This window comes from Sphingobacterium spiritivorum ATCC 33861, from assembly GCF_000143765.1.
In the GTDB taxonomy this organism is placed as follows: Bacteria; Bacteroidota; Bacteroidia; order Sphingobacteriales; family Sphingobacteriaceae; genus Sphingobacterium; species Sphingobacterium spiritivorum.
On record NZ_GL379771.1, the window covers coordinates 502,387 to 514,780 of the forward strand.

Consider the following 12,394-nt stretch of genomic DNA (forward strand, 5'->3'; position numbering starts at 1 on the left):
AAGGTTTGATGATATGTCTACTTAGTATAGAATGTGGTAAAGATAGTAATTTAAAACAAAAAGACTACAGCTAACATCGTATTAATACATTTACTAAATAAGCATTAGGCAGAGAGAAAATATAAAAAATTATTCAATTCGATTAAACTCCTTGAGATTCCTCATATCCGCTATACAATATCAGATAACGGAATCCGTTATTAGTAAACCAAAATAACAATAACACAGTAATCATTATTGTGCTATAAAAAAAGGGATATCTGATGCAGATATCCCTTCGTTGTTTTGTGCTTTTAAAAAGTTTTTATCAGCGTGTTTTGCTGTATGTCCCGACGTTGGTACCGTTATCCAGAATCATATTTACTTCCAGTTTCCGGTTATCCGCCTTAACATGAATAAGTGTACGGTTTCCCTCTTTAGGTCCGCCACCTATAAAGACAGGATAGGAGTGCTTGGCCGTAGCTTCATGAAACCCGTAAGTATGGGTATGTCCGCTGATCACGACATCCACTTTATATTTATCAAATAAGGGCGCAAATAAACGTTGTACTTCCATTGGTCCATGCCATTCTCCGGAATAAAACGGCGGAATATGCATAACTACTACCCGAAAAGTGCTCTTTCTGAATGCATCTGAAGCCATTATTTTTTCAGCCCATTTTGCCTGATCAATACGATACTGATCAAAGTCCACTACGCCGGCATAAACTTCTGCTGTATCCGGTTTATCCTCTCCGGTATCCAGCATCAGCCAGGAGACCGGCCCTCTGCGAAATGTTCCGTAATATGTATTATCCTCATATCTGAAAAAGTTTTTAAAATCTCTTGAATAAGCACCTCTTGTTTCATGATTACCTCTCAACATAAAAAACGGTTTTTCGCTGGCAAACCGCTCTCCCAGTGGAGTAAGCAATTTATCATAAAGATCTTCTTCATTAGTAACGTAATCAAACATATCGCCATTCAGAATCGCAAAATCAAATTCCGGTTTACCTGCACTATCCAGCAACTGTCCGTAGGAATGTGCTCTTCCATGTACGTCATTATAAATTACACAGGATGTAGTTTGACTATTTGCATCCGGGGTTTTAAATGTATATAAGGGACTGCTTATCTCTTTGCCATAAACGACTTTGTAGGCTTCAAATGTGAGGATTTCCTTTGCATATACCCGATACTCATATGTCTTTCCGGGTTGAAGACCGTGTATAGTCAGCACCGTACTGAGGGTATTGGCATTAATAAGTCCGTCTTCGGACTGCACTACTTTCCGAAACTGTTGTTCGCCTTGTGCTCTGACTTCCAGCCAGGTAAAGCCCTTACGATTGATATGGGTCATCACTGTCACCCGATCTCCCTGCAGATCCTGCAGATAAGGTCTGACGCGAAAATTAAAATCCTGTTGTTGTATAGTCTGTGCGAATGCCTGCTGATAAGCAGATAACGCAAATGTTGCCGAAGCAACGCCCATTGATTTTAGAAAATATCTTCTTGTATTCATAATAGATTTAAGGTATCAAAAAGACCGGCTGGTTATAAACCGGTCTTTTAGGTTATTCAAATATAGCTATTCCCAGAATGGATTCTGAACCAAATTTTCATTCAGTTGCAACTCCTGAGTCGGTATCGGCCAGAGGTAATCTTTCTTTTCATCAAATACTTTTGCAATATGTGCATTGACAATTACATTACCCGAAGTTCCGTTTTCCAATATGATCTCACTTCCCAGTTTTAAAAGCTGAATGCCGGAGGCTGTAGGTTTATTTCCTTCATATATCCACACATCCATCTTGCCGTCTCCATCCAGATCAAACTGTCCGGTTGAAGGAAAATACATCCCTTTAAACTGACGTGTCAGAACTGGGCCAACTTTCCAGCGCATTATATCATCCCAGCGGAAAGATTCCATCACCAGCTCAATTCTTCTTTCACGACGGATCTCCAGTACGGCACCTGCCTGGCTTCCCTTTACATTCGGGTACTGTGCCATGAGATAAGCATCAGGTTTAGCTGTTGCATTTGAAAGCAGCATATTGGGCATAGACACGCGGTCACGAAGTAATTTGACAGATCTGTCAATATCAGCCTGAGACAGATCGTCCAGTTCGGCTTTTGCTTCTGCATAATTTAGAAGTACTTCAGCATAACGAAACAAAGGCATATCATTTTCAGAACGGTTATAGGAATCATATCTGACATCCCCAACGAATTTGATCAGCTGATAACCCGTCACCGAATTACCAAAATTAGGTGTTTGCACCGCTGTACCACCGATTCTTTTATATCCCGGTGTGCGGATGGTCTGCGACAGACGCGGATCACGATTCTGTGTTTCCTGATAGAAGGACATCGTTGCATATCCAGGTTTATCGGTAAAACGGGAACCGTCACGCATCAGATAAGTATTGACAAGATCTTTATTCAGCCCCGGCTTACCGTAGGAAGCCGTGATGGTATAATAATTGACATTGTGCCAGATCTGCAATCCGTCACTGTACTTACGGGCCAGTATGATCTCACCATCAATGGCATTGACAGACGAAAACAGTTGCTGATACCCCATATTGTCCGTTCCCTGATAGATACTGTATACGTTGCCATCCATCACCTGTCTGGAAGCCGATGCTGCAAGCTCCAGAAAACGTTTGGAATCCGGCAAATTCAGGTCTGTGTGGTATTTACGGAAAGTACCTTCGAACAGAGCTACACGGGATTTCAGAGCTAAAGCTGTCCATTTGGTTACTTTTTCTGATGATTTGGTAGCACTCAGATTTGCGATGGCAAAGTCCAGATCAGCTATAATGGAATCCATTACCAGTGTTCTGGAATCTCTTTTCTTCAATAAAGATTCCATATCGTTTTGATCGATAGCCTTAGAATACCAGGGCACATCTCCAAACCGCTTGACTTTATCAAAGTAAAAATAGGCTCTGAAGAAGCGGGCTACTGCTCCGTATTTATTCGCTATTTCAGGAGCTAATGTTCGGTTGTAATTCTCTAAAAAGAAATTAATATTCCGCAGATTATCCCAGTTCCAGCCACCACCACTCACCGGCACCTGACGCTTACCCGTGACCTGATCCGGCAGGGTATTTTTTACAATATTATCAATATCCTCATTATATACGCCCTCTGCATCAGGCAGAGCATTGTAAAACGAATTACAGTATAATGCCAGATCATTTTCTGATCTGAAATAGTTTTCCGGAGTCAGTTTATCCTCCGGAGAGCGATCCAGATAATTTTTTTCACAGGAAGTGACCGCAATCAATCCTGCAACAACTAAAATATATGAATATAGTTTCATGATGTTAAGCCTAAAAAGTTAAGTCAATACCAAACGAAAATGCCTTGGAAATAGGGTACGATCTGCCGTTTACTTCCTGCGCTGCCTGTTCCGGATCAATATAATCGGATCTCAATTTGGTCGCTGTCCAGAAATTCTCTCCGGATACGAATACTCTTGCTCTTGATATTTTGACACGTTGCAGCAGCTTATCACTCAGGCTATAGCCAATAGTCAGATTTTTCAGCCGGATATAAGCCAGATCCTGCAGATAACGGTCATTTTTCACATTCAGCGATCCCCTGTTGTTCAGGGCAATATATCCTCTCATGAGCGGATAGTAAGCATTTGGATTTTCAGGAGTCCATACATCGTCTGCAAAGTCTTTCGGCACAAAGGAATAATATGGTCGGGAATAAGGCCCCCAGAATTTATCTGAATTAGCTCCCGGATACCAATGTTGACGTCCGATCCCCTGAAAGAATGCCGACACATCAAATCCATTCCAGCTGGCACCCAGATTTACACCAAATGTATAACGGGCCCGATCATTTCCGATGATTACCTGATCTCCAGGTTTACTAAGCGTATTATCCCCCTGATTCACAATACCATCCCCGTTGACATCTACAAATTTGACATCCCCGCCTTTGAGCTTAGACCATTCTCCGGGAGCGGACAGACGAACAGCATCTACATAGTCCTGATTGATTTTCCAGCTGGCAGCTTCTGCATCTGAAGCAAATAAACCATCTACGCGATATCCCCAGATTTCACCCAGCGTCTGCCCTACGTAATAGTTACTCAGTAACATTTTAGGGTTGTCAAAACGGGTAATTTTAGCTTTGGAATCAGACAGACCAACTGAAAAATTATATTTAAAAGGTTTATCTGCCAGTGTTCTGGAATCATTCCAGGCTACAGCAAGTTCCCAGCCTCTGTTTTCCAGATCTCCTGCATTCATCTTAGGAGTAGCTGCTCCGAATACAGCCGGCAATGTTGGCCCCGGAATCAGCATATCCAGCGTCTTGCGGATAAAATAATCAAAGGTCACATTCAGACGGCTGTTGAGAAAAGCCATGTCCGTCCCGAAGTTCAAGGTATTGGTACGCTCCCAGGTCAGATTACTGGATATAGGCGTTGGAGCAGATATATATTGGGTCTTTCCTCCACCTGTGATATAATTGGACCTGCCACTGTTCATCAACGAGATGTAGCCGTATTCATCCGCTTCCTGTGCATTTCCCAGCTCTCCGTATGAGCCACGGAGTTTGAATTCGTTTACATACTGTTTCAGATTTTCCGCAAACGACTCTTCCGTTACTCTCCACCCTGCAGATACAGAAGGGAAGAATCCAAATCTCTGCTTACTTGGAAACTTGGATGTACCATCATAACGGCCATTCATCTCAAACAGATATTTTCCTGCATAATCATATGTGAATCTTCCGAAATATCCTTCCAGCGCCCATGTACGGCTTCCGCCGGTAGTCTGCATATTACCGTATCCCAGATCAAAATCATTCAGGTCTTCCGATAGCAGTCCGTCTACGACACCACCGATAGCATCCCATTTTTGCTGCTCTCTGTTGTATCCTAATACAGCACCAAAATTGTGCTGGCCAACTGTCTTATTGTAATTGGCGAATAGGTTAATAGCATGTTTGGTATAGGTAATCTGTCTTTCTGTCAAACGATCATTTCCAAGGTAATTAATCACTCCCGGAAAAATCGACCAGGGAACCTGTGTACGTCTTACAAATGTCTGAACAGGGTTATAATTGAATGTATAATTTCCCGTCACTGTAAGACCATCCATAATGGTAGCCACACCTTCCAGATGGTTGACAAATTCATGTTCTTTCTTGCCTCCGCGTGATTTACCATACAGCAGATCGGCAAAAATACCATCTCCTACCGTATAGTTATTTAACTCGGTACGATAGGTTGCCGTGCCATCCGGATTGACCGGAACATAGGAAGGCAGTGCATGTACTGTAGTCGAAATAAAATTATTATTCGACTCCTCAGGCTTATCTCCGGAGTTCCAGCCCGGGAAGGTATAATTCTTATAATTCAACTGTGAATTGTTACTTACTCTCAGCCATTTGGAGAGCTGTGCACCGATCTTACTTCTCAGATTATAAGAATTGAACTTATCCTGATTAAACTGCATGATACCTTTTTTCTCATACAATCTTCCAGACAGATAAAAATCGATTTTATCCGTTCCTCCGGTCATTGTCAGGGCATGTTCTTGAGAAGGCTGTACATCCCGATAGAAATAATCCCACCAGTCTGTATTTCCATAGTAGACATACTGATCTTTGCCATTACGATTCTGAATAACCACACTCGGCAGTGAAGGATCGTTCTTGCGCTTGAGCAACTCTGCATAGTCCGCTTCTGTATATCCGGTGTAGCTGTTACCCGTTGCCCGTATGAAAGCTTCATCATTCAGAATAGCAGCATCATATCCGGATGTTATAAAATCTGTACTTACGGTAAGTCCTGAAAAAGCAAAATTGTTACCGTAATTGATACTCATCTTTCCGGCTTTCCCTTTTTTCGTGGTAATGAGCATCACACCAAACGCACCTCTTGCACCATATATGGCAGCCGCAGCCGCATCCTTTAGTACAGTAATAGTCTCTACATCACGCGGATTGATATTATTGATACTACCGGGTACTCCGTCAATAAGGATCAGCGGCGAAGCATTCTTACTGTTGATCGAAGCAAATCCCCGGATATTCACAGTACCCTCACTTCCGGGTCTTCCGTTAGAGAAGTTAACATTCACATTTGGCATAGCGCCCTGCAATGCCTGAGTCACATTGGAGACCGGGCGGTCTTCGAGGACTTTGGAATCAATCTGACTGACAGCTCCTGTCAGATTCACTTTCTTCTGCCTGCCATATCCCACGACGACGACATCTTCCAGTATCTGACTGTTGTCTTCAAGGGTAAATGTAACCGTTCGGCTCTCCCCTACAGTAATCTGTTGTCCGTCAAATCCGATGATAGATACTTTAAGCACATCTCCCGGGCGGGCATCAATTGAAAAGGTTCCACTTTCGTCTGTTTGAACAGACTTTTTGCTGTTTTGATTTGTTACTGTTGCACCAGCAAGCGGATTTCCGCTTTTATCTGCTACCTTTCCCCGTACAGGTGTCTGCACAAATGCGGAAGCACTGATAAAGGAGCTTGAAAAGGCTCGTTCCGGGTGAAATGACAGGCTTAGCAACAGAAAACAGGTGCTGGAAGCAACAGCAATCCTTGACCGATTCCAATATCGGTCAAGAGCTGGTTTAGGCTCGTTTTTCATAGTTTTTAAATTCTTTTAAATTTAACTGGTATAGTAATACTAAATATACAAACTAAATTTATGATTCTAATAATGTCACGAAGTAAAGAAGTTTATATTAACTAATTTTTTGATACATATTATCTTTTCGTTTAGTTAAGATTAAGAAAGAAGAATAACTATAGGTCTTTCATAGAAAATGAAAATAATAACGTGCGTTTTAATGCATATTTTTGCACTTTTTTAACATCAACTCTTTTCCTATCGGATCAGTTTAAAAATTTCTTACCTTAGATCATATTATCAATTAGGCCATACATGCTCCAAAAATTCATCACCTTTTAAATAACATATCAAACGGATGAAAAAAAGAATACTCCATATCCTTATTCTGGGTTTTATCTTAACCTCATGTCATGCTCCACGACAGGCTTACCGTGCAAATACATTCTCAAAAGCCGCTGTTGTGACCGCACACCCTCTTGCTTCCGCCGTGGGAGTAACTATACTGAAAGCAGGTGGAAATGCCGTAGATGCAGCTGTGGCTGTGCAATTTGCACTAGCTGTAGTGTATCCAAATGCAGGTAATATCGGAGGAGGAGGTTTTATGGTCTACAGAGATCATACTGGCGCTACTAATGCCCTGGATTTCCGTGAAAAAGCTCCTTCCAAAGCCACAGAAAAAATGTACCTGGATGCCAACGGCAATGTAATAGAAGATCTGAGTGTATACGGACATTTGGCGGCTGGTGTTCCGGGGTCTGTAGCCGGGATGGCAGAAGCCCATAAAAAATATGGCAAACTGGAATGGTCCGCCCTCCTGGCTCCTGCAATAGAACTTGCAGCTAAAGGCTTTCGTATCACGGAGAAACAGGCTAATGAATTCAATGAATACAAAAGTAGTTTCCAGAAATACAACCCACAAGGCGCCCCTATACTGAAGGAACAGATCTGGAAAAAGGGAGATCTTTTTGTTCAGAAAGATCTGGGAGAAACATTACAACGTATATCAGATCTGGGACGTGACGGATTTTATAAAGGAAAAACTGCCGACCTGATCGTGGCGGAAATGGGGCGTGGAAAAGGAATCATCAGCCATACAGACCTTCAAAACTATGAAGCCATATGGCGCACTCCGGTTACAGGTTACTACAGAGGAAATAAGATTATCTGTATGCCTCCTCCATCCAGCGGAGGTCCTGCACTCGTCGCTTTATTACAATCTGTGGAACAATTTCCGCTATCAAAATGGGGATTTCAATCCGACTCTGCTGTAAGGGTAATGGTGGAAGCCGAACGACGGATATATGCAGACAGAACCCGGTATCTGGGCGATCCTGATTTTATAAAGGTTCCGGTTGCCGAACTGACGGACAGCGCATTCAATACCAATCGCATGAAAAGTGTAGATCTGTCAAAAGCTACCCCCAGCTCTGTTGTCCGGGCAGCTCAATTTCCGGGTTATGAATCAGAAGAAACAACACACTTCAGCATCGTTGACAAATACGGAAACGCTGTTTCAATTACAACTACCCTCAATGCATCCTACGGCTCACGCGTATTTGTTGCAGGAGCCGGATTTCTGCTCAATGATGAGATGGACGATTTTTCAGTCAAGCCGGGAGTTCCTAATATCTATGGTCTGGTCGGAGGAAAAGCAAATGCCGTTCAGGCGAATAAAAGAATGCTGAGCTCCATGACACCGACAATAGTTGAGAAAGACAGCAAACTGTATATGGTAGTCGGCACACCGGGCGGGTCTACGATCATGACTTCGGTATTTCAGACCTTGCTGAATGTTATTGATTTTGGCCAAAATGCACAGGAATCTGTAAATTCTTCCCGATTTCATCACCAATGGCTGCCTGATCAGATCGACGTGGAAAAAGAGGCACTATCACCTGCCGTGCGTCAGAAACTGCAGCAGGACGGATATAAAATTTCTCCACGGGGAAGAATAGGACGTGTAGAAAATATTATTGTACTGCCTAACGGAAAACTCCAGACTGGAGCAGATCCCCGGGGAGATGATACAGCGATGGGCTACTAAAAACAATCCCCTTTAGCATATTATATGTAATAAGATATGCTAAAGGGGATTCAGTTATTCCTAAAAGATAAACTATTCCTCTTCATCCAGATACTTCCGGTCAATCTGTTTATTCGCCTTTGCACCCAGTTCCCTGAGGTTCTCTACCCGTCTGATGATATTTCCCGCACCGGTTCCTAATTTTTTTGTTGCCTCCTGATGACGTTCCATAGCGCGTTGCAATTGTCCTTCTACCTGTTGCATATCCTGTAAAAAACCAACAAACTTGTCATACAGTGCGCCGGCTTCACGTGCTATTTCCAGTACATTCCGGGTCTGACGTTCCTGCTTCCACATACTGGCTATCGTTCGCAGTGTAGCAAGCAAGGTCGACGGACTCACAATGACCACTTTACGATCCCAGGCATCACTAAACAGATCCGGCTTTTCCCGCACAGACATACTCAATGCCGATTCTATCGGCATAAAGAGCAGTACAAAGTCCGGAGACTGAATACGGTATAACTCATGGTAATTTTTAGCAGAAAGTTCCCGTACATGATTTTCTACAGATTGTATATGCTGTCTGGCAAATATCTTTTGCTCCTCCTCTGATTCCGCATTCACCCATTTCTCATAAGCAACCAGCGATATTTTAGCATCTACAATAAGGTGTTTATCATCCGGAAGATCGATAATAGCATCCGGCTGCAAACGCTTTCCGTCTTCATCGGTGACAGAAGCCTGCAATCTAAACTCCTGATCTTTGAGCAGACCGGAACGCTCCAGCACCCGTTCCAGAATCACTTCCCCCCAGTTACCCTGTTTCTTACTGTCTCCTTTCAGAGCCCTTGTCAGGTTATTGGCTTCATTACGGATCTGCATACTCTGCTGCATCAGCTGTTCGACCACGCCCTTAAGGACATTTCTTTCCGCAGATTCATGCTGATAAGTCTTTTCAACTTTCTCCTCGAAAGTCTTGATTTTCTCTTTCAAGGGATCGAGTAGGAGCGTGATACTGTTATGGTTCGTCTCTGTAAATTTTTTGGTCTTCTCTTCGAGAATCTGATTGGCAATATGCTGAAACTCCAGATTAAATTGTTTTTTTGTCTCCTCTATTTCTTTCTTCTGCCCTTCCAGCTTCTCCTGTTGTGCCTGCAAATAGGCATGAGCTGTCTCCAGCGCACGATCACTTTTTAATCTTTCGGAACGCTCTTTCTCCAGTTCTTCCTTCAGGTCTGCACGCTCGCCGATAAGATTTTCTTCCCGTTGCTGACTGCGGGCTAATTCCAGAGCCATTTCATCCTTCTGATGACGTAACTGCTCATAATCTTCCTTTCCGGAACCCTCTTTACGCTTCAAGAACAAGACCACAAGCACTATTGCCAACAGCGCTATGATCGTCACTAACATCCACTCCATACTATTTCCTGATATAAAAAATGGCCTTTGCAGACCATCGATTTGTATATTATTTTTATAATTGAATTACTGCAATTTCTGATGAGTCCTCCACCACAGATCGGGCATCTCTCCGGATACGGCCAACTGATAATCCTCGTACCGGCAAGGAACCAGATAGTATCGCTCGTTGACAGACTTGGAACCAAAGTAGGGCACCTGAATCCACCAACGATCTGATTTTTTACTTTTCACAAATACCAGCTCGTGATCCATGGATTCCAAAGTGGTACGGTAAATAATATAGGATGCTTTCGGTACCAAAGGCGCATCCTGTTTACGGTTATAATAACCATCAACAAAGCACCAGATCATCTGAGAAACCAGCATAGCGGTCTGTTCGCGCGGATCATATTTGGGATTAAACTCATAAAACCCTACAGAACTGCATTTGTCTGACATCCCTGCATAGCGTGCCAACTGACAAGCCTCATCACCAAAGAGACCATTGGGATTGGTATTGGCATTGCCACAGGCTTCAGAAGAACGGATAGCACCGATATCAAAACTTACCATATCCGCTGCGCGGATCAATGGCTCCGACTGATCCATCTTACCAGCGATGGCACCTACACGGGTCGCATTAAAGAACAACTTGTCATACATATTGACGGATTCTTTGCTGACCAGATAAGTTTGATATGCGATATTATTAAGGTTGAAAAGATAATCCGGCTGATGCAGAATAATATGATTCAGAAAAGTCTGGGAATTAAGCGGAGTATCCTCAACCTGTTCCTGATCCAGATCAAAGCGGGGATCTATTATAGCAACTTCAACACGTTGTTCCAGATTCTCATAAGCCATATATTGGGCATAGGTAAGATCATGCCCCCCACCGATAATAATGGGAACTATATCCATTTTTACCAGTTCTTCAACAACAGATTTAACCGCAAAATAAGTATCACGAATAGTATTACCTGCTTTAATATTGCCCAGATCCGCAATCTTTATTTTGTAATCGCCCTGATAAAGCTGGTACAGATGTTTACGTACTTCATCCGGAGCCTGAGCAGTCCCGGCATTGTTCACCGCTCCACGTTCTTCCTCTACTCCGAAAATAACCAACTGAGGCTTTTCATCTCCTTCCAGTTCCGGAAAATTTTCTTCAAAGGCGACTATACTGTCTCCAAACTGAGATTTGTAAAAACCATCTTTCGCAGAGAATTGATTAACGGAAACAGGAGTAAAGAATACGGATAAAGACATAAAGTTGTTATTTTACCTACAATATTTAACAAATTGTTTGAAACAATGTAGGGAGTATTTCGCAAATATCCATTTATTAGCTTACTTTTGAAAACATTATTTTATCAATACCCTTAAACCGTGATATTAGTAACCGGAGGAACAGGATTTTTAGGATCTACACTTATCAAGCAACTCATCGACGAAGGTGTCGCTGTGGTGGCGACCAAAAGATCAGAATCTGTCATTCCCGAATACTTAAAATCATCTTCCCTTATTCAGTGGGTCGACGCTGACATTAACGACTATTTTGCGCTTGAAGAAGCTTTTGAAGGAATCTCACATGTATTTCATTGTGCGGCGCTGATTTCTTATCAGCCAAAGGATGCTTCGCAAATGATGAAAGTCAATATAGAAGGCACCCGTCATATCGTCAACCTCTGCCTGCAGCACAGCGCCAGACTTGTGCATGTCAGCTCTATTGCAGCATTGGGTACGAGCAAATCCAGGCAGCCCGTAACCGAGCAGGACAAATGGGAATATGATTCGAAAATATCCAAATATTCGCTTTCTAAATATGAAAGTGAACTTGAAGTATGGAGAGGTGTAGTAGAAGGACTGGATGCTGTCATTGTAAATCCTTCTGTGATCATCGGTGCCACTGCAGGTAAAAAAGGCTCGGGAGCGATTTTTTCTCTGGTAGATAAAGGCTTGAAAGTCTATCCGACCGGAAGTGTGGGAGTAGTCGATGTGGAAGATGTCGCAAAACTGATGATCATTCTTATGAATAAAACCGAAATCTCCGGGGAACGTTTTATTATCAACACGGAGAACCTGACAAATAAAGCGTTGCTGGACCGCATCAGCGTACTGATGCAAAAGCCTGAGCCTACAATCGCTGCATCGCCAACGCTGCTGAGTATCGCATGGCGTGCCGCAAAATTCGTTTCCTTCTTTAACAATAAACCACCGGCAATCACCAAAGATTCTGCACGGGCGTCATCCGCAAAACTGGCTTATTCCAATAAAAAAATTATTGAAGCTACTCAATACAGCTTCAGGCCACTGGACGAAACACTCAAAGAAATTACCTCAACATATCAAACTAAAACCGAATAAA

Annotated in this window: 7 protein-coding genes; 2 read left to right on the forward strand and 5 right to left on the reverse strand. The window is 42.7% G+C overall.

From position 1 onward, the window contains the following. Positions 1-307: 307 nt before the first annotated feature. The 3 genes from HMPREF0766_RS12285 to HMPREF0766_RS12295 form a co-directional block, all read right to left on the reverse strand. Positions 308-1,501 carry a metallophosphoesterase gene (locus tag HMPREF0766_RS12285; RefSeq protein WP_236590643.1) on the reverse strand — a complete coding sequence of 398 codons (1,194 nt, stop codon included), beginning with the start codon at positions 1,499-1,501 and terminating at the stop codon, positions 308-310. A 66-nt stretch (positions 1,502-1,567) separates the two neighbouring features. Beyond that, positions 1,568-3,307 carry a RagB/SusD family nutrient uptake outer membrane protein gene (locus tag HMPREF0766_RS12290; protein WP_002997645.1) on the reverse strand — a complete coding sequence of 580 codons (1,740 nt, stop codon included), beginning with the start codon at positions 3,305-3,307 and terminating at the stop codon, positions 1,568-1,570. Positions 3,308-3,317: 10 nt separating this feature from the next. Further along, the gene (locus HMPREF0766_RS12295) at positions 3,318-6,614 is read right to left on the reverse strand and encodes a SusC/RagA family TonB-linked outer membrane protein (protein WP_002997649.1); all 3,297 of its coding nucleotides are present in this window, start codon (positions 6,612-6,614) and stop codon (positions 3,318-3,320) included. Between the two features lie 340 nt (positions 6,615-6,954). On the opposite strand from HMPREF0766_RS12295, the gene ggt reads away from it, so the two are divergent. Beyond that, positions 6,955-8,643 (forward strand): gamma-glutamyltransferase, encoded by a 1,689-nt coding sequence (gene ggt, locus HMPREF0766_RS12300; RefSeq protein WP_002997652.1) that lies wholly within the window; start codon positions 6,955-6,957, stop codon positions 8,641-8,643. Positions 8,644-8,715: 72 nt separating this feature from the next. On the opposite strand, the gene HMPREF0766_RS12305 is transcribed toward ggt, so the two are convergent. Together HMPREF0766_RS12305 and HMPREF0766_RS12310 are read right to left on the reverse strand one after the other, a co-directional pair. After that, entirely contained in the window at positions 8,716-10,044 is a 1,329-nt protein-coding gene (locus HMPREF0766_RS12305; RefSeq protein WP_002997654.1) for a DNA recombination protein RmuC, read from the reverse strand. Between the two features lie 66 nt (positions 10,045-10,110). Further along, positions 10,111-11,295 carry a formimidoylglutamase gene (locus tag HMPREF0766_RS12310; protein WP_002997656.1) on the reverse strand — a complete coding sequence of 395 codons (1,185 nt, stop codon included), beginning with the start codon at positions 11,293-11,295 and terminating at the stop codon, positions 10,111-10,113. A gap of 120 nt (positions 11,296-11,415) precedes the next feature. Between HMPREF0766_RS12310 and HMPREF0766_RS12315 the strand changes: the two genes are divergently transcribed. Beyond that, on the forward strand, positions 11,416-12,393 hold the full coding sequence (locus HMPREF0766_RS12315; protein ID WP_002997658.1) for an SDR family NAD(P)-dependent oxidoreductase: 978 nt from the start codon (positions 11,416-11,418) through the stop codon (positions 12,391-12,393). The last annotated feature ends 1 nt before the right edge of the window (position 12,394 follow it).

Bases quoted from the DNA above. Each gene is read 5' to 3' on its own strand.
- ggt (WP_002997652.1), top strand. From the start codon at position 6,955: ATGAAAAAAAGAATACTCCATATCCTTATTCTGGGTTTTATCTTAACC.
- HMPREF0766_RS12310 (WP_002997656.1), bottom strand. From the start codon at position 11,295: ATGTCTTTATCCGTATTCTTTACTCCTGTTTCCGTTAATCAATTCTCT.
- HMPREF0766_RS12295 (WP_002997649.1), bottom strand. From the start codon at position 6,614: ATGAAAAACGAGCCTAAACCAGCTCTTGACCGATATTGGAATCGGTCA.
- HMPREF0766_RS12305 (WP_002997654.1), bottom strand. From the start codon at position 10,044: ATGGAGTGGATGTTAGTGACGATCATAGCGCTGTTGGCAATAGTGCTT.
- HMPREF0766_RS12285 (WP_236590643.1), bottom strand. From the start codon at position 1,501: ATGAATACAAGAAGATATTTTCTAAAATCAATGGGCGTTGCTTCGGCA.
- HMPREF0766_RS12290 (WP_002997645.1), bottom strand. From the start codon at position 3,307: ATGAAACTATATTCATATATTTTAGTTGTTGCAGGATTGATTGCGGTC.